The sequence below is a fragment of the Kocuria sp. HSID16901 genome (assembly GCF_003989425.1).
Taxonomy (GTDB): domain Bacteria; phylum Actinomycetota; class Actinomycetes; order Actinomycetales; family Micrococcaceae; genus Rothia; species Rothia massiliensis.
The window spans coordinates 149,614-169,975 of the sequence record NZ_RBLM01000003.1 but is presented as its reverse complement, the minus strand read 5'-3'; the positions used below and the strand labels follow the sequence as shown (position 1 = coordinate 169,975).

General features: G+C 62.4%; 17 protein-coding genes and 3 tRNA genes. 8 read left to right on the top strand and 12 right to left on the bottom strand.

Features of this window, described 5'->3' with window-relative positions:
• Positions 1-75 precede the first annotated feature (75 nt).
• Both D8M21_RS05890 and D8M21_RS05885 read left to right on the top strand, forming a co-directional pair.
• Positions 76-1,545, top strand: a complete 1,470-nt coding sequence (locus D8M21_RS05890; RefSeq protein ID WP_048682048.1) for a PepSY-associated TM helix domain-containing protein — start codon at positions 76-78, stop codon at positions 1,543-1,545.
• A gap of 86 nt (positions 1,546-1,631) precedes the next feature.
• On the top strand, positions 1,632-2,666 hold the full coding sequence (locus tag D8M21_RS05885) for a Gfo/Idh/MocA family protein (RefSeq protein ID WP_048682051.1): 1,035 nt from the start codon (positions 1,632-1,634) through the stop codon (positions 2,664-2,666).
• Positions 2,667-2,733: 67 nt separating this feature from the next.
• Here the strand turns inward: D8M21_RS05885 and D8M21_RS05880 are convergent, their stop codons facing one another.
• The 5 genes from D8M21_RS05880 to D8M21_RS05860 all read right to left on the bottom strand — a co-directional run bounded on the left by D8M21_RS05880 (position 2,734) and on the right by D8M21_RS05860 (position 8,116).
• Positions 2,734-3,522 carry an enoyl-CoA hydratase gene (locus D8M21_RS05880; protein ID WP_048682054.1) on the bottom strand — a complete coding sequence of 263 codons (789 nt, stop codon included), beginning with the start codon at positions 3,520-3,522 and terminating at the stop codon, positions 2,734-2,736.
• Complete coding sequence (gene mmsB / locus D8M21_RS05875) at positions 3,519-4,418, bottom strand: 3-hydroxyisobutyrate dehydrogenase (protein WP_048682058.1); 900 nt, start codon at positions 4,416-4,418, stop codon at positions 3,519-3,521. Before mmsB ends, D8M21_RS05880 begins: the two co-directional genes overlap by 4 nt.
• Positions 4,415-5,509, bottom strand: coding sequence for an enoyl-CoA hydratase/isomerase family protein (locus D8M21_RS05870; RefSeq protein ID WP_048682061.1), 1,095 nt, complete (start codon positions 5,507-5,509; stop codon positions 4,415-4,417). Before D8M21_RS05870 ends, mmsB begins: the two co-directional genes overlap by 4 nt.
• 44 nt (positions 5,510-5,553) lie before the next feature.
• The gene (locus D8M21_RS05865) at positions 5,554-7,065 is read right to left on the bottom strand and encodes a CoA-acylating methylmalonate-semialdehyde dehydrogenase (RefSeq protein WP_048682063.1); all 1,512 of its coding nucleotides are present in this window, start codon (positions 7,063-7,065) and stop codon (positions 5,554-5,556) included.
• A gap of 118 nt (positions 7,066-7,183) precedes the next feature.
• Positions 7,184-8,116 (bottom strand): SDR family oxidoreductase, encoded by a 933-nt coding sequence (locus tag D8M21_RS05860; protein ID WP_126855716.1) that lies wholly within the window; start codon positions 8,114-8,116, stop codon positions 7,184-7,186.
• A gap of 275 nt (positions 8,117-8,391) precedes the next feature.
• On the opposite strand from D8M21_RS05860, the gene D8M21_RS05855 reads away from it, so the two are divergent.
• The 3 genes from D8M21_RS05855 to D8M21_RS05845 all read left to right on the top strand — a co-directional run bounded on the left by D8M21_RS05855 (position 8,392) and on the right by D8M21_RS05845 (position 11,121).
• Complete coding sequence (locus tag D8M21_RS05855) at positions 8,392-8,931, top strand: hypothetical protein (RefSeq protein WP_126855715.1); 540 nt, start codon at positions 8,392-8,394, stop codon at positions 8,929-8,931.
• Between the two features lie 227 nt (positions 8,932-9,158).
• On the top strand, positions 9,159-9,965 hold the full coding sequence (locus D8M21_RS05850) for an exodeoxyribonuclease III (protein WP_048682072.1): 807 nt from the start codon (positions 9,159-9,161) through the stop codon (positions 9,963-9,965).
• Positions 9,966-10,104: 139 nt separating this feature from the next.
• Complete coding sequence (locus D8M21_RS05845; protein ID WP_048682075.1) at positions 10,105-11,121, top strand: LCP family protein; 1,017 nt, start codon at positions 10,105-10,107, stop codon at positions 11,119-11,121.
• Positions 11,122-11,230: 109 nt separating this feature from the next.
• Here the strand turns inward: D8M21_RS05845 and D8M21_RS05840 are convergent, their stop codons facing one another.
• The 7 genes from D8M21_RS05840 to D8M21_RS05810 all read right to left on the bottom strand — a co-directional run bounded on the left by D8M21_RS05840 (position 11,231) and on the right by D8M21_RS05810 (position 16,442).
• Positions 11,231-11,743: a GNAT family N-acetyltransferase gene (locus D8M21_RS05840; protein ID WP_048682078.1), complete on the bottom strand. Its 513-nt coding sequence runs from the start codon at positions 11,741-11,743 to the stop codon at positions 11,231-11,233.
• A 40-nt stretch (positions 11,744-11,783) separates the two neighbouring features.
• The gene (locus D8M21_RS05835) at positions 11,784-13,121 is read right to left on the bottom strand and encodes an MFS transporter (protein ID WP_048682080.1); all 1,338 of its coding nucleotides are present in this window, start codon (positions 13,119-13,121) and stop codon (positions 11,784-11,786) included.
• Positions 13,122-13,347: 226 nt separating this feature from the next.
• Positions 13,348-13,420 (bottom strand) — tRNA-Phe (locus D8M21_RS05830).
• A gap of 72 nt (positions 13,421-13,492) precedes the next feature.
• A tRNA-Asp gene (locus D8M21_RS05825) sits at positions 13,493-13,566 on the bottom strand.
• A 69-nt stretch (positions 13,567-13,635) separates the two neighbouring features.
• Positions 13,636-13,708 (bottom strand) — tRNA-Glu (locus D8M21_RS05820).
• Positions 13,709-13,865: 157 nt separating this feature from the next.
• Positions 13,866-14,891, bottom strand: a complete 1,026-nt coding sequence (locus D8M21_RS05815; protein ID WP_053090007.1) for a universal stress protein — start codon at positions 14,889-14,891, stop codon at positions 13,866-13,868.
• Positions 14,892-15,038: 147 nt separating this feature from the next.
• Positions 15,039-16,442 (bottom strand): FAD-dependent oxidoreductase, encoded by a 1,404-nt coding sequence (locus D8M21_RS05810; protein ID WP_048682083.1) that lies wholly within the window; start codon positions 16,440-16,442, stop codon positions 15,039-15,041.
• Positions 16,443-16,608: 166 nt separating this feature from the next.
• Between D8M21_RS05810 and D8M21_RS05805 the strand changes: the two genes are divergently transcribed.
• From D8M21_RS05805 to D8M21_RS05795, 3 genes are read left to right on the top strand one after another with little or no spacing between them, the layout of a single operon-like run.
• The gene (locus tag D8M21_RS05805) at positions 16,609-18,618 is read left to right on the top strand and encodes a M13 family metallopeptidase (protein WP_048682087.1); all 2,010 of its coding nucleotides are present in this window, start codon (positions 16,609-16,611) and stop codon (positions 18,616-18,618) included.
• The gene (locus tag D8M21_RS05800) at positions 18,612-19,553 is read left to right on the top strand and encodes a ribokinase (protein ID WP_065424296.1); all 942 of its coding nucleotides are present in this window, start codon (positions 18,612-18,614) and stop codon (positions 19,551-19,553) included. Before D8M21_RS05805 ends, D8M21_RS05800 begins: the two co-directional genes overlap by 7 nt.
• Entirely contained in the window at positions 19,553-20,311 is a 759-nt protein-coding gene (locus D8M21_RS05795; protein WP_048682092.1) for a LamB/YcsF family protein, read from the top strand. Before D8M21_RS05800 ends, D8M21_RS05795 begins: the two co-directional genes overlap by 1 nt.
• Positions 20,312-20,362: the final 51 nt, after the last annotated feature.

The following is a 20,362-nucleotide window of genomic DNA, read 5'->3' as shown; positions in this document are numbered from 1 at the left end:
ACCGCGCGTTCAGCGGCCCGCCGTATCACCGCGCCCACGGATACCTCGTGCGGCGCCTCATCACCGTGAGGAAAAATGACCATTACCGCTCCCCCGCGCCCTTCTCGGGGCGCCTCACCACAAAATCGCACCCCACGTCGTGCCGGGTGGTTTCGGGCCATGATTTTGCGCCTGCACTTCTACGCCGGACTCATCGTCGGCCCGTTCATCCTGGTCGCCGCTTTGACCGGGGCCCTCTACGCGGCCGCACCTCAGCTCGAAAAGATCGTGTATTCGCACGAGCTCACCGCCGGCTCCGACGTCCAGGCCTTGAGCCTCGACGACCAAGTCCGGCGGGCCATCGATCACGTGCACCGCGAGAACGGCAGCGCGGCTGAAGCCCAGCCCACCGGCGTCCGGCCTGCCGCCGAAGCGGGTGACTCGACCCGCGTCATGTTCGCGCCGCCGCCAGGATCCTCCGAATCCGACCGTCGGACCGTATTCGTCAGCCCGGCGAACGGCGAGATTCGCGGAGATCTCATCACGTACGGGTCCTCCGGAGCGCTGCCGCTCCGCACGTGGATCGATCACTTACACCGGGACCTCCACCTCGGTGAACCCGGCAGGATTTACGCCGAATTCGCGGCGTCGTGGATGTGGGTCATTGCACTCGGCGGCCTCATCCTGTGGGTTCCCCAGCTGACCTCCAAGATTAAAGCGGGCCGTAGTCGACGGCGCGCGCTCCGGGAGGCGGCACTGCCCACTAAGGGCGCGCGCGGGCGGCCGCGAATCCTGGGCTGGCATTCGACGTTGGGCCTCGGTTTGCTCGTCGCGATGGTGTTCCTTTCGGCGACCGGCATCACCTGGTCCACCTACGCGGGCGAGAACGTCACCAATCTGAGGGCCGCCCTCAACTGGAGCTCCCCCAAACCCACGACGTCGTTGACCGGCCAGGCCGCGCAGGCCGACGAGCACGCGGGCCACGCGGGCCATGGATCCTCCACACCGTCGTCCGGCGCGGACGCGATGCCCATGCCCTTGGATTCCGGATACGACGCGATCCTGAGGGCCGCACATCGGTACGGCATCGATTCGAAGCAGCTCGACATCACCCCAGCGGCATCGATGGATCAAGCGTGGACGGTTAACGAGATCAACCGGCATTTCCCCACCGAGGTGGACTCGGTAACGGTCGACCCCGTGACCTACGAGCAGGTGGATCATGTCTCCTTCTCGAAGGACTATTCCCTGCCCGCCAAACTGGCTCGATGGGGCGTCGATATCCACATGGGACTCTGGCTGGGATTGGCGAATCAGATCCTGCTGTTCCTGATCGCGTTGGGCATCGCCGCGAGCGTCGTGACGGGGTACTGGATGTGGGTGAAGCGCCGCCCAAGGCTCACGAACATGAAGGCGCCGCGCCCTGGCCTGCGGCGTGCACCGTGGTGGGCCTGGCCGGCCGTGGGTGTTCCCGCCGTCGCCGTTGGTGTGTTCCTGCCCCTCTTCGGTTTGCCGTTGGCGCTGTTTGTGGTGGTAGACGCCGTCGTGGCCCGGATCCGGCGCTAGCCGCGTAACCGCCGGGGCCGGTGAGGGATCATCCTGATCGGCCCCGGCGGGCGCGCCCCGTATGGGAGCCTGCCTAGTATGGATGCATGACGGAGACACAAAACCCCCTGACAGCGACCGGTCGAACCCTGGGATGGGGCATCGTCTCGACGGGTGCGATTGCCCGCAAGGTCACGCCGGACATCGCCGCCCTCGAAGACGCCCGTCTGGTAGCGGTTTCGTCCCGAAACCAGAATTCGGCGGAGGAATTCGCCCAGGATTTCGGTGTAGCCAAAGCCTATGGTGACGACGACGAACGCACCGGCTATGAGCGGATCCTCGCGGATCCCGACGTCGAGGTCCTCTACATCGCGACCCCTCACGGACAGCACTACGAGAACATGCTTCAAGCACTGGAGGCCGGCAAACACATTGTGTGTGAGAAGGCCTTCACGATCACCGCCGAGGAGGCTCGCGAGGTCCTCGACCTGGCCGGACAAAAGAATCTCTTCGTGATGGAAGGCCTTTGGACCCGCTTCCATCCCCTCCGCGCTCGGGTAGCGGAGCTGATCGAATCCGGCGAGATCGGGACCCCGCGCTGGGTCCAGGCCGACCTCGGATTCCGTGGACCGGCGGACAAGACCCACCGACTGTGGCGGGAGGATGCCGGTGGCGGGGCCACGCTCGACATGGGCTGCTACGTGTTGCACTGGCCCTGGCTCGCATTGGGGCGGCCCATCGGCGTCGTCGCCCAAACCATTAAACGCGGTACCGTGGATGCCCTCACGCAGGTGACCGTGACCTGCGAGAATGCCGCGGCACAGATGACGATGTCCTTGGTTTCGCAAGGACCGCGGGAGGCCGTGATTTCGGGGCACGAGGGATTCATCTCGATCCCTGCGCCCATGCATCAGGCGGAATCTTTCACCGTGACCGACGCTCAGGGGCATTCTCGGGAAGAGTCGTGGCCGCTGATCGGTCGCGGATACTCCTATGAGATGCGCGAAGCCACCCGATGCATCCAGGAGGGGCTCCTGGAATCCCCGGTCATGCCGTGGGAAGACACCATCGCGCAAATGGAATTCCTGGACGAGGTCCGACGGCAGATCGAGGTCACCTACCCGGGGCACGACCACGCCTAACGACCCATCGTGCATCACGACGCCGCCGCCCTCACAGAGCGAGGACGGCGGCGTCGTCGGTTAAGATTCAGCGATTCTCAAAGTTGGGCGAGCGCCGTTCCGAGAATGCGGCCATGCCTTCGGCCTGGTCATGGGTCGCAAAAAGTGAGTGGAAAACGCGACGTTCAAAGGCGAGGCCTTGAGCCAGCGGGGTTTCGAACGCCGCGGCCACTGCCTCCTTGGCCATCATCGCGGCCGGTCGAGACTTCTGCGCGATGCTCGCGGCGATGTCCCGTGCGGTGTCCAGCACCTCGGCGTCGGGAACCACCCGGGACACCAATCCTGCGCGTTCGGCTTCCTCGGCCCCCATATTCCGGGCGGTCAGGATCATGTCCATCGCCTTGGCCTTACCGATGGCGCGCGTGAGTCGCTGGGAACCACCCATACCCGGAAGAACACCCAGGTTGATCTCCGGCTGCCCGAAGGTCGCGCCTTCACCAGCCACGAGAATGTCGCACATCATCGCCAACTCGCATCCGCCACCCAAGGCGTAGCCGTTGACGGCGGCAATGATCGGCAAACGAACCTGGGTAAGGCGCTGCCAGTGGGCGAACCAATCGCTCGCGTACATCTCGGTGAAGCTCTTCGACGCCATCTCCTTGATGTCCGCACCGGCGGCGAACGCTTTCTCCGAGCCGGTCAGCACGATCGCGGACACGGATTCGTCGCGCTCCCAGCCTTCCGCGGCCTCAACCACGGCGACCATGGTTTCGTAGTTCAGCGCGTTGAGTGCTTTCGGTCGGTTCAGCCGAATCAGCCCGACGCCGTCCTCGGTTTTTTCCGTGATGATCGGGGAATCTGCGGTGGTTTCGCTCATGATGCGTCCTCTCTGATGGTCTGAATGATCGCGGAAAAGTCGAGGTGCCCGTTGCCGGCCTCGGTGAATTCCGTGTAGGCCTGGTGCGCCGCCCGGCCGAAGGTCGCTCGAGTGCCGGTGGATTCCAGGGCCGCGAAGGCGAGGCCCAAGTCCTTGGCCATGAGGGCCGCCGCGAAGCCGGGCTGGTAATCGTTACTGGCAGGGCTGGTGGGCACCGGGCCCGGAACAGGGCAGTTGGTCGTCACGGACCAACATTGAGCGGCAGAGGTGGACATGACATCGAAGAGTGCCTGATCGGTTAGGCCCAGTTTGGATCCCAACGTGAAGGCTTCACTCGCGCCGATGGTCGTGATCGCCAGCAACATGTTGTTACAGCATTTGGCGGCCTGGCCTGCGCCGTTCTCTCCGCAGTGGACGATCTTCTTCCCCATGACGTCGAAGAGTTCGTGGGCGGCGTCGACGTGCGCCTTCGGTCCACCGACCATGAACGTCAAGGTGCCGGCTTGGGCTCCTGCGGTTCCTCCGGAGACCGGCGCGTCGACTGCTCGATGGCCGGCCTCGTGGACGAGTTCTGCGGCTTCGACCGCCTCATCCACGCTGATGGTCGAACTGTCGATGAATAGCGTGTTCGGGCGAGCAACGGCCAGCAGCCCCAGTTCGCCCTCGGTTCCGCGGTAGGCCGCCAAAACGTGCTTGCCCGCCGGGAACATCGTGATGACGACCTCGGCATCTTTGACGGCGTCCGCACCGCTGGCCGCGATGGTCACGCCCTCGGCGGCGGCGTTCTCTCGCGCGGCCTCCATGAGGTCGAAGGCGACGACGGCGTGCCCGGCGTCCTTGAGGTTGCGGGCCATGGGACCGCCCATATTTCCGAGGCCCAGGAATGCGATGTTCATGACGTTGCTCCTTCGTCCGACAATCGCAGGTCCTCGTGATTCGGTACCGGCTCGAAGAATCCCAGCGCGGTCTCCCGATCCACATCCTCGAGGGTTTGCGGTTGCCATTGTGGGTTGCGATCTTTGTCGATCACCTGCGCGCGAATACCCTCGGCCATGTCGTGGGCAAAGAGCGCGTTTCCGCTGGTGCGGAAGTCTTGGGTCAAGGTCTCGGCAAGGCTCTGGTTTGAGGCTCGGGTCAGGCCTTCCAACGCCGTCTTCATGCCGGTGGGGCTGTTGCGTCGCAGTGCGGCGAGCGCCGAGGCCGCGAGCTCGTTATCCGGATCCTTCTCGACCCTGGCCGTCACGTTGGCGAGAATCTCCTCCACGGTTTCCGGGGCGTAATCCTCATCTATCCACGACGCCGCGGCCGCCAACGTCGACTCGGGAAGCTCGGCCTCGACCTCTTGAAGAACGGTCGCCACGGTTCCGGGATTCTCGGTGTCTTCGAGCTGCTTCAGCAATTCCTCCACCTGGGCATCCTCGACGTAGTAGTCGGCCAAGCCCGCGTGGATGGCGTCGGCACCGTCGATGTGGAGCCCGGTCAGTGCCAGGTGCTTACCCGCTTGCCCGGGTGCATGGGAAAGATAGTTGAGGCCTCCCACGTCCGGGGAAAAGCCGATGCCAGTTTCGGGCATCCCGGTGCGTGTCGAATCCGTGGCCACGCGGTGTGACCCCGGAACCGAGAGCCCGACGCCGCCGCCCAAGACCAGCCCATTCATGATCGCGACGAACGGTTTGGGGTATCGCGAAATGCGGTAGTCGAAGGCGTATTCCTGGCGGAAGAAATCGATGCCCTGACCGGGATCATCGCTGGATGCGGCCTTATACAGGGCCACGACGTCGCCCCCGGCGCACAGCCCGCGTTCCCCCGAGCCGACGATCGCCACGACTTTGACGTTGGCGTCCTCCTCGAACTCGTCGAGGGCCTGGTTGACGAGCCCAATCATTTCCACGTTCAACGCGTTGACCGCGCGCGGGCGGTTCAGTGTGATGAGTCCGAGGTGGCCCCGGATGGTGGTGAGTACGGGTGCGTCCTGCTGTTCTGTCATCGATCGTCCTCCTGCTGGTTCGGTGTGGCCGGTGGGCGGCGGCGTCAGTTGCCGGTGGGCATGACGAAGCTCGCTCCTTCCTTGATGCCGGATGGCCACCGTTGGGTCACCGTCTTGGTTTTGGTGTAGAAGCGGAAGGCGTCCGGGCCGTGCTGGTTGAGGTCCCCGAATCCGGAGGCCTTCCAACCGCCGAAGGTGTAATAGGCGATGGGCACGGGGATCGGCACGTTGACGCCCACCATGCCGACCTCCACGCGGCGGGCGAATTCACGCGCCGTGTCGCCGTCGCGGGTAAAGATCGAGACGCCGTTGCCGAATTCGTGTTGGGTCGGCAGCTCCAAGGCCTCGTCGAAATCCGCTGCGCGCAATACGGTCAGCACGGGTCCGAAGATTTCCTCGCGGTACACGTTCATGTCGGGGGTGACGCGGTCGAAGAGAGTCGGGCCCACAAAGAAGCCCTCCTCGTGCCCGGCCACCGACGCACCGCGACCGTCCAGCACCAGCTCGGCACCTTCCTCGACGCCGCGGCCGATCATGCTTTCCACACGCTCTTTGGCGGCCGAGGAAACGAGCGGGCCATAATCCGACGATTCGTCCAAGGAGGGACCAAAGGTGAGGTTTTCGGCCTTCTCCTTCACCTTGGCCACCAAGGCGTCCGCCGTCTCTTCGCCCACGGGAACGGCCACGGAAATGGCCATGCAACGCTCTCCGGCGGAGCCATAGGCCGCGCCGATCAGGGCATCGGCAGCCTGATCGAGGTCGGCGTCGGGCATCACGATCATGTGGTTCTTCGCGCCGCCGAAGCACTGGGCACGCTTGCCTCGGCTTGCCGCGTGCTCATAAATGCTTTGCGCGATGGGGGTGGAGCCCACAAAAGCCACGGCGCGAATGTCCTCGTGGTCGATCAATGCGTCCACCGCTTCTTTGTCGCCGTTGACGACGTTGAAGATGCCGTCGGGCAGGCCCGCTTCCTTCCAGAGGCGAGCGAGGATCAGCGGCACGGATGGATCGCGCTCGGACGGTTTGAGCACAAAGGCGTTTCCCGCCGCGATGGCCGGTCCGGCCTTCCACAGCGGGATCATCGCGGGAAAGTTGAATGGGGTGATCCCGGCGACGACACCGAGCGGTTGCCGCATCGAATAGACGTCGATTCCCGTGCCCACAGAGTCGCTAAATTCCCCTTTGAGTAGGTGTGGGGCACCCATCGCGAATTCGACGACGTCCAATCCGCGCTGAAGGTCACCGTGAGAATCCGGAACCGTTTTCCCGTGTTCGCGCGAGAGTGCCTCGGCGATCTCGTCGGCGTGCTCGTTGGCCAGGTTCACGAAACGGCCGAGAACTCTGGCTCGCTTTTGCGCGTTCGTGGCGCCCCAGGCTACTTGGGCTTCCCGAGCGTTGCGGACCACCTCGTCCACCTCGTCCCGTGAGGCCAAAGGAACCGTCGCCTGAACCTGACCCGTGCTCGGATCGTACACATCGGCAAAGCGACCCGATCGACCCGCGACCTCCTGCCCTCCGATGAAGTGCTTCAGCTCCATGACCTGTTCGCTCGACATGCGCCGGTTCTCCTCTCTGAGATTCCGAAACTCCAAAACTGTGTCTCGGATCACAGGTTATCGACCCTGCGGGGACAATGCCAGATGCGCGCGACACCTAGCCTTCACACGAGTCCGACTAGGTCGTACGGTTCTTTTTCGACTCCGCAGCGGCCTGCTTACCCTTCGCCGCAATTTCGGCCCAGTCGGCGTCGTCGAGGTCCGAGAGTGCGGAAAAGGTCGATGGCCCGGCGAGCATTTGGCCGCCGTCCATGGTGATGGTTTGCCCTGTAATGTAGTCGCACCCGCCAGAGATCAGGAAGGTCGCCAGGTTCCCCATTTCTTCGACGGTTCCAGCGCGCTGGGCGGGCACAGCGTCGATATCGGTCATGGCCCCTTGGCCACCTCGATTCGAGCCCAGCACCACGGAGGTGAATTCCGTGGGGATGGGGCCAGGCGCGATGGCGTTGAGGCGAATTCCATACTTGGCCCACTCCACGGCGAGGGACATGGTCATGGCATGGACGGCCGATTTGGCCATGGCGGAGGGAACCACAAAGGCCGAGCCGGTATAAACCCAGCTGACCAGCGTCGAGAGGATGTTGCCGGGCAGCCCCTGCTCGATCCACCGGTGCCCGACGGCGTGGGTCACGTTATATGACCCCTTCATCACGGTGTCCGTGATGGCCTGGAACCCACGCGGGCTGAGATCTTTGGTTTGGGCAATAAAGTTTCCGGCGGCGTTGTTCATAGCCGCGGTCAAAGGGCCGTGCTGCTCCCAGATTTGCTCCACCGCCGCGTCGACGGCCTCTGCGTCGCGGACGTCTACGGATTGGTAGTGCGCGGAACCTGCCCCGGACTCGCCGTTGAGTTCATCGGCCGCTTCCTGGAGAACGCTTTCTCGCCGTCCCCAGATATGCACAGTGGCGCCATGCTGAACGAAGTGCCGGGCCACGCCTCGACCGAGCCCACTCCCACCACCTGTCACCAGGATGTTCTGGCCCGTGAGGACATCCTCGCGAAATGGCGACGCCGGAGGTACAGGCTGCTGTGGTCCGGGCTGGTCAGTCATGTGATTCCTCCGTGAAGTCTCGTGCTGGCCACGGGCATCCCACCCGACGACGTCAGCGTGTCCCCCATCACGTTAGTCGCCGACGGGCGCGCAACCCAACCAATGGACCAAAGGGTCACTTGCGCCGCGAGGTCGTTCAGAACTCAAAAAGTTACTCACGAGTATCAGGTGTTCTTGGTGATCCCATTCTGTACAGTCCACTGCGGCATCTCTTGGACACCATTGCCGGGTGTCGGAGAGATGAATTGCTATCGGCTCGTGCCACAGAAGGAATGATGAGCACTTCATGGAATAGTCGCCCACCATCCGCGGCGCAATCTGCCTGGTCCAATCCCGTGATCGTCGCGACAAGAAATGTGCCCGAAATTGCAGCGTCGCCGAACTTCTTTGGCATTCTCTTTGGTGCCAATGACTCCACCGCCACACGCTCGCAGGGGATAAGCCTGAAATTTGGCGTAGCCCCCGACACCAGCGGCCCGGGCCGGTTGCAATCCGCCGTCACGGTGTCGATGATCGCCACAGGAATGGGTTCAGTCTCAAACGATGGCCCGGAATTGGCTCTTTATAATTCGATAGGCACCTCGGTGAAGCGTTCGTCCGCCACCCAAGGAACTCTCATCACATGGGAATTCCCCAAGGGCTTTTACCTTCCGGAGCTCACCTCCACAGAAATCAAACCCCGATTATTCGTCGGATTCCCCCAGGGTGTGGCCGCTTCCCACGCGAGGCCCCGGGTAACGGTCACGGCGATCTCACGCGGGATGATTGTCAGCCCTTCGCGCGTTCCGTTGGACTCGGACGACTGGACGAGGTGAACCGAGATCTTGGTGCGGAACTAATTTACTCGACAGTAGGAAGCGCCTCCGAGTGCCGAATGTGACGGGATTGTGACCTACACCCGAGGGTGGTTTTTCGCGAGCGAGTGACACGGCGAATCACCTTCGAGAGACTCAATTCTTGAGACTGAGGGTCTTCTCGCTCAGGATGAGGGAGACGCCGTTTTCACCTCGAAACCTCTCAAGCACAAAGGAAGCACCCACCGATGAGAATTGCCACCTGGAATGTGAACTCGATCCGCGCGCGAGCAGACCGAGTGGAGGCTTGGCTGGACCGTTCAAACATCGATGTGCTGGCCATCCAGGAGACTAAAGCCAAGGACGAGAACTTCCCCTTCGCCATGTTTGAACGACTCGGTTATGACGTCGCGCATTTCGGTCTGAATCAGTGGAACGGCGTCGCCATCGCGTCCCGAGTGGGCCTCGACGACGTCGAACGCACTTTTCCGGGCCAGCCGGTTTTCGGGAAACCCGGCAAGGAAGAGATCCAGGAGGCGCGCGCCATCGCGGCAACCTGCGACGGCGTCCGGGTGTGGAGCCTGTACATCCCCAATGGTCGCGGGATCGATGACCCCCATATGGCGTACAAGCTTGAATGGCTCAAGGTGCTCCGGGAAGACACGCAAAAGTGGCTGGCGGAGGACCCTCAAGTGCAGCTGGCCCTCGTGGGCGACTGGAATGTCGCACCTCAAGACGACGACGTCTGGGACATCGACTTTTTCCGCAAAAACAACATGACGCACGTGACGGAACCGGAACGCGCCGCGTTCTACTCGTTCCTGGAGGACGCCAACCTGACCGACGTCGCCCGCCCCTATACGCAGGGCGAGAAGGACTACACCTACTGGGATTACACCTCCCTGCGCTTCCCCAAAAACGAGGGGATGCGGATCGACTTCCAGCTGTACTCGCCGGCACTGGCCGAACGGGTGACCGGCGCCGAATACGATCGCGAAGAACGCAAGGGCAAGGGTGCCTCGGACCATCTGCCTGTGGTGGTCGAGATTAAGTAGGCCGTCGTCGTGGACGGGGTGACTCGGGGGCGAATTTCAGGCCACCCCCGGGTTTTTCACAAAAAAATACCTCAAAATTGATGTACTTCTACATCCCAGGAGGGATGCCCCACCGTTTCCTCACACCCCCTAGGAACCCATGACGTACACGCGACGGAATCATCAGCTCGGCCCTCACACCGAGGCTCAGATGGCAACCAGCCAGCCCAAACGCCCCTGGTACAAACGGAAAGGTCCGCGCATTGCGGCAGGTGCCACGCTATGCGCCGTCGCTGTAGCGGCAACTCTTGGATTCATTGCCACGAATCACTTGGCGAACAATCTGCACACCACCGAAGTCAGCGGGCTCGCGTCGAATTCCAACCACGACGGGCCGCTCAATATCTTGGTGATTGGCTCTGACGGGCGAGACGGATCAATCAACGCCGGAGAAGCCGAAGGGCGCCGCAGCGATTCGCTCATGATCCTTCACCTCAATTCCACCCACACCCAGGCCACCGGCATCCAAATCCCCCGCGACACCATGGTGAAGCCGCCCAAGAATTCCAAAGAATATGCGTCCGACCCCCAACAGCCGGTCCAGATCAATTCATTTCTCGATGAAGGGGATTCACAGCTCGTCTCAGCGGTCACGGATCTCACGGGCATTCCACTCGACCACTCCGTAGACGTCAGCTTCGGGGGCTTCATGTCGGTCATTGATGCTCTCGACGGGATCACCATGTGCCTCCCGGAGGCCCTTCATGATCCAGACGCCAACCTGAACCTACCCGCCGGATGCCAGACCCTACACGGTAAAGACGCTTTGGCCATGGCCCGCACCCGCCACGCCATCGGCGACGGCAGCGACCTCGCCAGGATCAAACACCAGCAGCAGGTGATGGCCGCCATCCTGGACAAAGTCAAAAAGGACAACGTCCTGAGCAATCCCACGAAGATGTTCGACCTTTTGAACAAGGCGTCCTCTTCCATCACCGTGGACAGCGGTCTCAAAGATCAGAAAGAACTCGCCGCAGTGCTCAAATCTTTCTCGCAGGCCGGCCTCGACCGCATGGAATTCAGGCAATTGCCCGTGGAGCCGTACCCGCTCGACCCCAACCGGGTACAACTCTCCAACGACGGCGAGGCCTTCCTCAAATCCTTCCAGCACGATTGACGGCTCATCACCGGGCGTGAGGAACATACTCTCCTCACACCTGGTGTTTTGTCGTCACCTCGCGAGAAGGACCGAACGGCGTTGTCGTTCTACACCGAGAGTCGGAGACCTAGATCCCGAAGGGCTCCGCATAACGCACCCGTCCACTCGGTACCTGGCCGCCATCAAGCGAGAGCACCATCAAGGCCCCGTCAGGGACATCGATGCTCAGGTCAATGCCGTAGTCCGACGCCGGGACGAACCCGAACCGCGGGTAATAGCCTTGGTGGCCCAATACGACGACCGTGCCCTCACCCTGTTGTCGAGCACTTTCCAGCGCGGCTCCGATCACGGCCGTTCCAACGCCGGACCGCTGATATTCCGGCACGACGGCACACGGCGCCAAACATAATGCGGGTTGTTCACCCACATGACAGCGGGTCAGCAAGGCATATCCAATCACCGATCCATCGGAATCGGTCGCAACGAAAGATAGCCCTTGGATCCACGCTGGATCCCGTCGCAACGCCTTAACCAGCTCAGCCTCTTCAGAGGTTTCAAAGGCCGCCTCAAGAACTCGGCCAATTGCTGGAACATCAACCGGAGTTTCGGGGCGGATCTCCCCTGTTACAACACCATCCATGGGTCACAGACTACCGATCTCCTGACGGCTCACGGCTTCGTTATGCGTTGATCTCTTCCAAGCTACGGTTCTTCGTTTCGGGTGCCATGAAAACACAAATCAACAATCCCGAGAGGCCCACGGCGGCAAAGACCCACAAGGCCACGTTGTTTCCCCACGCCGCGACCATATTCGGGAACGCAATGACACCCAAGATCGAGCCAATGCGGCTCACCGACGTCGCCAGTCCGGACCCCGTGGCCCGCAACTCGGTCGGGAAGAGCTCCGTCGGGTACACGAAGTTCAGAATGCCGCCGCCAGAATTGGAGAAGAGAACCGCGATGCTGAACAGGACAATCAAGAAAATCAGGTGAGGATTGACCGTCATCGCCAACACCACGAGTGATGCTGTCAGCCCGGCAAAGGAGGTGATGATGAGCGGGCGCCTCCCCCACGAATCCACCAGGTTCATTCCGATGACCGAGCCGACAAGGCCCAAAACCGCCACAATCCCGGATCCCACGATGACGGCGACGTGATTCCCTTGGGTAAAGGGCGCAAGAATCGTTGGGGTGTACATCGAAATTCCGTAGTAGGCCGTGGCGTAGCAAAACCAGAACCCGCACACGAAGAGCGTCCGATTTCTCTGGCGGCCTTTGAAGAGGCTCACGAGGCGTGCCGCCTGAGCAGGAGCTTGGGCGGGTTCAGCAGCTTCGGCCTGGACCTCATCCCGGCTTGGACGCACCCCCGTAATTTTCTCGACGACGTCGCGAGCTTCTTGGTGCCGGCCGTGGGCCACCAACCACCGAGGCGACTCGGGAAGCGTGACTCGGAAGGCAAAAACTATCAGGGCGAAGATGGCGCCCACCAAGAGCATTGCCCTCCAGGCAAAGTCGCCCAGGGGCAGAGTCAGCAGTCCCACAAGATAGGCCACAACGGCCCCGGCAAACCACATCGCACCCAACGACGTCGACAGCCTGCCGCGGCCCTTCTTCGACGCGAATTCCGAAACAAGGGTCGCAGAAATCGGGTAGTCAGCTCCGATACCGATTCCCAAAAGGAACCGGAAAATCACCAGCCACCAGAGGTCTGGCGCAAAAGCCGTCAGAACGGCAAAGAGGACGAATGCCAAAAGATCGATGATGTACATCGCCTTGCGACCAAAGCGGTCCGTGAGGTTTCCCAGCGATACCGCACCAATGAATGAGCCAATAATGGCGCTACTGGTCAAAATCGATTTTTCCGCCGCACCCAAGCCCCATTCGCCGGCGATCATCGGCATAGCGACGGCAATGATGGTCAAATCAAAGCCATCCAAAAAGACCCCACCGGCCGAAAGCAACGTCACTTTTCGCTGAAATTTCCGCGTTCGAGCGCTGTCGTAATGGTCTAAATTCATGGGTATCCCCTGTTCCGGCGGGCATTTTGGCGAGCACCTGTCCCGACGATGGTAGGTCTCTGCCGCGGCCGAATGTCGTGCGTGAATCTACTTCAAGGTTTCGAGCCCGTGAAATGTTGTCGCCGGCGGAAATTGCAGGGCCGGCTGCACTGATCGAGAAAGTCCAGACCCCACACCGGTTAAAAAGAAAACCGCCCCGCATAGAAGCCTACGGGGCGGTTTTCAGTGGCTCCGACCGGCGTCGATCCGGTGACCTTACGATTTTCAGTCGTACGCTCTACCAACTGAGCTACAGAGCCAGGCATTTCTTCTCAGATATGCCACGACGGCGTCTTCACCTGAATTTCTTCAGAAGAAATACGCCGCCTGAGCGACCCTGACGGGACTTGAACCCGCGACCTCCGCCGTGACAGGGCGGCGCGCTAACCAACTGCGCTACAGGGCCTTGGTGTTTTTCCAACGAGAATCAATCTTATTGGAACCACATGTGGTGAGCAAATCCGAAGACTTGCAGTACCCCCAACGGGATTCGAACCCGTGCCGCCGCCGTGAAAGGGCGGTGTCCTAGGCCGCTAGACGATGGGGGCTTAGGCCAGCTCGGGAAGCTTTCCTTGCTTGGACCTCCATAAGCATAATCGGCTCCAGCGTGAAAGTACAAATCGAATCCGCCGAAAGCGTCGCGAATCACAAAACAGCGAGCGGAACCCCCGAGATGCACGGCACCCCGGGGGATCACGTGGGCCTCTAGCCCCAGACCACGCCCGCTTCGGGAGCAGTCTCGATACGGTCGTCGTCGAGATCCGGAACAATCATCACCGGATTGTCCGCCGCGTGCAGCACACCCTGCGAGGTGGAGCCCAGGATCATGCCGGTCAGCCCGCCACGACCACGGGTGCCGACGACGATCATGTCGGCTTCCTCGCCGGCGTCGATCAAGACCTTCACCGGCGATCCGTCGACAAGTTCCGCCGTCACCTCAAGATCCGGGTAGTAGCCCTTCACCCATTTCTTGGCCGACTCCTGCAATTGCTCGACTTCGCGGTACATCGCCTCGAAGTCCACGGCCGCCGGAACCCAGTTCACGGCCCCCGTAAACGGAGCCAATGCATTGACCAGAGTGAGGTTAACACCCATGAGCTCGGCCTGTTCGGCGGCCTTGAGGATAGCGATGCGGGCCTGGTCCGAACCATCGGAACCAACAGCCACGCCGTGCGATGGCGTGAGGATCGTGGCGTCCTCCGCGTGGCGCTTGGCCCAGTTCAGGGGAACGACGACGACGGGGCACCGGGACTTCGCCGGGAGGGCCGTCGAAACGGTCCCCAGAAGCCGCCCCAGGAATCCACGGGCCGACCGCGACCCCACCACAATGAGCTCGGCGCGCTTGGATAGTTCGATTAAGATTCCTGACGCATCGCCGGTTTCTACGGTCGCGCGCAATTCCACGCCTTCATTTTCGACGCGACGATAGCCCTCGTCGAGGATCTGGCGGACGCCGTCTTCCAGAGCTTTGTCGTCAACCATCGAATATCCGGCGTCGAAACCCGTGCCGGTAAAAACGGGAAGCGAGTACGCGGTGACTAAGCGGACGGGGACCTTGCGTCGTTTAGCCTCAGAGACCGCCCACGTCAGGGCACCATAGCTCTGATCAGAACCGTCGATCCCCACGATGATCTCGCCGTGGATTTCACTCAGATTCGATGATTCAGCGCTTTCCGCAAGTGCTCGTGCACCAAAAGTTGTTTCGGGATTGAAGCCTTTGGTCTCTGACATGGCGCCCCTCCTTGGGTAGTTCCTCTTCCTATTCTAGGACGCAAATCACGTTGTGGAGGGGTCAAAAGCAAAGAATTCAGATATGAATGACCGCCCCTCAGCGAGTGCCGAGGGGCGGTCATTCCATCGATACGACGGCGCGCACGGTTACTTTTGGCGGGAAATCTTCACCATGTCCTCACGCGGAACCACCTTGACGCGCTTACGCGGCTGACCGGCGGCGTCGGTAGCTGCGGCACCCAGCGAACGCTCGTGCTCATCCAGGGCGTGCCAGCCTTCCCACGTGGTGAACTCGATGCCCTTGCCTTCGAGGAATTCCGGCACGCTCTCCGGCTCGGCCTCGCTCGCCGTGAACTCGTGATCCTCGATGAGGTGAGTGATCGTTTCCAGGGCGTCGGACTTCGTGGAGCCGATCAGGCCGACGGGACCGCGCTTGATCCAGCCGGTTGCGTATAGACCAGGAATGGCCTTCTCGGTCTCGTCCAGCACGCGGCCCTCCGCATTAGGGATGACGCCGCGCAGCTTGTCGTAGCCGACCTCCGGCAACTCGGAACCGAAGTAGCCGATCGCCCGGTACACGGCCTGAACCTCGTATTCGAGGGTTTCCCCGGTGGGGCGGATGCCGCCGGCGCCGTCGAGCTCGTTGCGTTCCATGCGAATCGCACGAACTTTACCGTTCTCATCCCCCACGATCTCCGCCGGAGACTGCAAGAAGTGGAGGTGCAGACGCCGCGAGGCCGTACCCGGATTCTCTCGCTGCTCCTCGCGCCATTTGTCCAAGGTTTTCACCATGGCCTTGATCTGGTTATTCGATTCGACCGCCGCACGGGAGGCCTCGTCGAATTCGAAGTCTTCGTCGTACAGGACGATGTCGACGTCGCGGGACTTCGCGAGTTCACGCAACTCCAGAGGGGTGAATTTCATCTGCGCGGGGCCGCGTCGACCAAAAATGTGGACGTCGGTCACGGGCGACTTCTTGAAACCCTCGTACACATTCTCCGGAATCTCGGTCACGAGGAGGTCGTCGGCGTGCTTGGACAGTACGCGCGCGACGTCGAGGGCCACGTTGCCGTTACCCAGCACGGCGATCTCGCGGGCCTCGAGCGGCCACTCGCGGGACACGTCCGGATGGCCGTCGTACCACGCCACAAAGTCCGCAGCGCCGTAGGAGCCCTCTAGCTCGACGCCGGGAATGTGCAGGGAGGCATCATAGTAGGCACCGGTCGCAAAGATGACGGCATCATAGTGCTCCCGGAGCTCGGCCAGAGTGATATCCGTGCCGTATTCGACGTTGCCGAAGAAGCGAATGGCCGGGTTCTCCATGATCTTGTGCAACGAGGTGATGATGCCCTTGATGCGCGGGTGGTCGGGCGCCACGCCGTACCGAATCAGACCGAACGGCGCGGGGTAGCGGTCGAAAATATCGATGCTGACCTCGAGATTTCCCTCTGCAACGGCGTCGGACTTGGAGAGCAGATCCGAGGCGTACACGCCTGCGGGGCCCGATCCAATCACGGCAACGCGCAACGGACGTTCGGGGGCTTGAGTCACGGCGGGGTCCTTTCGTCACGGATTCCGGGCTTCGTTCCCGGCCCTCTTCCGGAGGGGTAAGCACTATGGCAATGTCCACCAGTCTATCGAGCTGAGCCCTTCGGGGTCAGGGTGACCTTAGTAATTCTTCAGTCGGCGTCATGTAGGGATCGGTAGGCTGGGGCACATGACTTCGAACGCTTCTGATCAGCACACCGCTCCGGCGGAACGCGGCCTGGACACTGCGGGCATGGACACCACCGTGGATCCCAAGGCAGACCTGTACCGATACGCCAACGGCGCCTGGATCGCTCAGCACGACATCCCCTCCGACCGGGGAATCGACGGCGCATTCTACGCCCTGCGCGATCGTTCGGAAGAACAAATCCGTGACATCATCACAGCCGCCGGCGAGGCAGACCCCGAATCCAAGGTGGGCGCCCTTTACAACTCCTTCATGGACGAAGAGGCCATCGAAAAAGCCGGCAACCGCCCCTTGGACCCGGACCTTGAGCTATTGCAGACGGCCCAGGACAAAGACGGTCTGGTGATCGTCATGGCGGCGCTCGACGCGAGCGGCGTCGGGAGCCCCGTGGGCGTGTACGTCAATAACGACGCGAAGAAGGCAACGCAGTACGTTCCTTATCTCGCCCAGTCCGGCCTGGGTCTGCCCGACGAAGAGTACTACCGCGAGGAAAAGTACGCCGAAATTCGCGAAGCCTACCGAGAGCACATCGCCTCGATGCTCAAGATCACCGGCGTCGCCGAACGCTTCGGGACCAGCCCGGAAGACGCAGCGCAAACGATCTTCGACCTCGAGACCCGGCTGGCCGAACACCACTGGGACAAAGTCGCCTGCCGCGACGCCCATAAGACCTACAACCCGTACTCCCCCGACACCCTGAGCACGGATTTCCCCGGGTTCCCGTGGGAGCGGTGGATCGAAGCGTTGGGTGGTAGTCGGGAGACTTTCGAACGCGTCGTCGTCGCCCAGCCTTCATATCTTCGCGGATTTGCTGACATGTGGGCCTCCGAGCCGATGGAACGGTGGGTCCTGTGGCTGGCCTGGCACATCGCCCATTCACGCGCCGCATTCTTGCACTCGGCGGCCGTGCGGGAAAACTTTGAGTTCTACTCCAAGCGACTCATGGGCACCGAGGAAATGCGGGACCGCTGGAAGCGCGGCGTCGGGCTCGTGGAATCGCTGCTGGGTGAGGAAGTCGGCAAGGAGTACGTGGCGCGCCACTTCCCGCCGGAACACAAGGCTCGTATGCAGGAGCTCGTGGGGAACCTCATCGAGGCCTACCGGGAATCGATCTCTTCGCTGGAGTGGATGACCCCCGAGACCCGCGAGCGCGCCCTGGAAAAACTCGGCAAGTTCACGCCCAAGATCGGGTATCCCGACGAGTGGCGCGACTACTCGTCGCTCATCATCGGCGAGAACGTGGTCGAGAACGTCAAGGCGGGCAACCGTTTTGAACACGACTACGAACTCGGCAAGCTCGGCCAGCCGATCAACGTCCACGAGTGGCACATGACCCCGCAGACCGTGAACGCATATTTCAACCCGGTGATGAACGAGATCGTTTTCCCTGCCGCGATCCTCCAGCCCCCGTTCTTCTCCATGGAGGCCGAAGACGCCGCAAATTACGGTGGCATTGGCTCGGTGATCGGGCACGAGATCGGCCACGGATTCGACGATCAGGGCGCCAAATACGACGGCGACGGCAACCTCAACGACTGGTGGACCGAAGCCGATCTCCGCGAGTTCGAGAAGCGCACGTCCTCCCTGGTCAGCCAGTATTCCGAGTACACCCCGGAGGGCCTCGACCCGGCCGAGGACCGCGTCAACGGCGAACTGACCTTGGGCGAAAACATCGGCGATTTGGGCGGATTGACCATCGCGATCAAGGCGTACCGCAAGGCCTTGGACAAGGCCGGAACGAGCCTGGAGGAAGCGCCCAAGGTCGACGGTGTCAGCGCGACCCAGCGGTTGATCCTGGCCTACGCGCAGATTTGGCGCTCGAAGGCCCGGACGCAGACCGCAAAGATGTTGCTCTCGATCGACCCGCATTCCCCCTCGGAGTTCCGCTGTAACGGGACGGTGCGCAACGTGGACGAATACCACGAAGCCTTCGGCGTGCAGCCTGGCGACGACATGTGGCTTGCCCCTGAGGAACGGGTGCGCATTTGGTAAAGCCCCAAGTCTTCGTGGTCGGTTCCGTGAGCCGCGATGTGACCGTCACGGTGGATCGCTTCCCCGCGCCCGGCGAGACCCTGGTCGGTGAGTCCGTGACGTACGGGCTCGGCGGGAAAGGCGCCAATCAGGCGGTCGCGTCGGCATTGACCGGAACCGCCACCGCCTTCCTCGGTTGTGTGGGGGACGACGACGCCGGTCACCGCCTCCTCGAGGAGCTGCGGGTCTACGGCGTCGCGACGGATGCCATGAGCACAGTTCCCGGAGACTCGGGGACAGCCCACATCACCGTGGATGCTCACGGGGAGAACACCATCGCAATCGTGCCCGCCGCCAATCGGAGCGTTTCCCCGGAACTCGTGCGCCGCGCGGGTTCGGAGGGCTTCGGAGGATCCCGTGTGGTGGTCGCGCAAGGCGAAATTCCCGTGGAAACCCTCGAGCAACTGGCGCGCACCGTTTCCGAAACGTCCGCACGGTTCATCCTCAACTTGGCGCCGGCGGCCGACGTTTCCGCGGAGTGCCTCTCCTCGACGGACGTTCTCGTGGTGAACGAGTCCGAAGCGCAGGCAGTGATCCGGCGGCATGCTCTTCCCGACCGGCGTTCTCCTGCAGCCACGCTCACGGAGCTCGCCCCGGCGGCCGTCGTGACGCTCGGCAGCGAAGGCTCCGCCATCGCCACGCGGCATGCGCCCCAACCTCAGCACATCGAGGCGACCCGCGCCGAGAAGGTCGTGGATACCACCGGGGCGGGTGACGCTTACGTGGGAGTTTTCGCGGCTCTGGTCGCGAAGCTGACCGACGACGTCGAGCCCGAGAACGCCTTGCCCCTCGATGTCCTGGCCCGTTGCGCTCGCATCGCCTCCCGGGAGGCGGCCCGCGTGGTGGGTGCGGCCGGGGCGTCGTCGTCCTATACCAATTTTTCAGTGGAGGAATAATGCACATCGATATGAATTCGGATTCCGGCGAGTCCTTCGGCTCCTGGACCATGGGCGACGACGCGGCGATGGCCGGCATCGTGTCCTCGCTCAACGTGGCCTGCGGCTTCCACGCGGGCGACCCCGACGTCGCCCGGGCCACGTGCCGCTCCGCCGCCGACAACGGCGTGGCCGTGGGCGCGCACGTCGCCTACCCCGACCTTCAAGGCTTCGGACGCCGCGTCATGGACATGGCACACGACGAGCTCGTCAACGCCGTGATCTACCAGATCGGGGCGCTCCAGGCCTTGGCGCTGGCATCGGGCACGCGGGTTTCCTACGTCAAGCCGCACGGCGCGTTGTACAACAGGATCGCCAAGGACCCGGCGCAGGCGGCTGCAGTTGCGGAAGGCATCGCGACCGTCGATCCCACCCTGCCCATCCTGGTGCTCCCGAATTCCGAAATCGCCGAGGCGGCAACCCGTGCGGGTCTGCGTCCCGTCCCCGAAATCTTCGCGGATCGGGGTTACACGCCGGAAGGCGCGCTGGTTTCGCGCCGGGAACCGGGCGCCGTGATTCACGACGCCCAGGAGATCGCGGCCCGCGTGGTGCGAATGGTGACCGAAGGAAAAGTCACCGCGGTGGACGGCACGGATGTGTCCGTGGACGCCGAGAGCGTGTGCGTGCACGGAGATACACCCGGCGCCGTCGAGATCGCCCGGTCCGTGCGCGAGGCCCTGGACGACGCCGGTGTTGAGGTGCGCAGCTTCACGCGCTGACGGACACGGCCGGGGTACCGCACCCCGGCCCCGACGTCACCGTCCGACCTA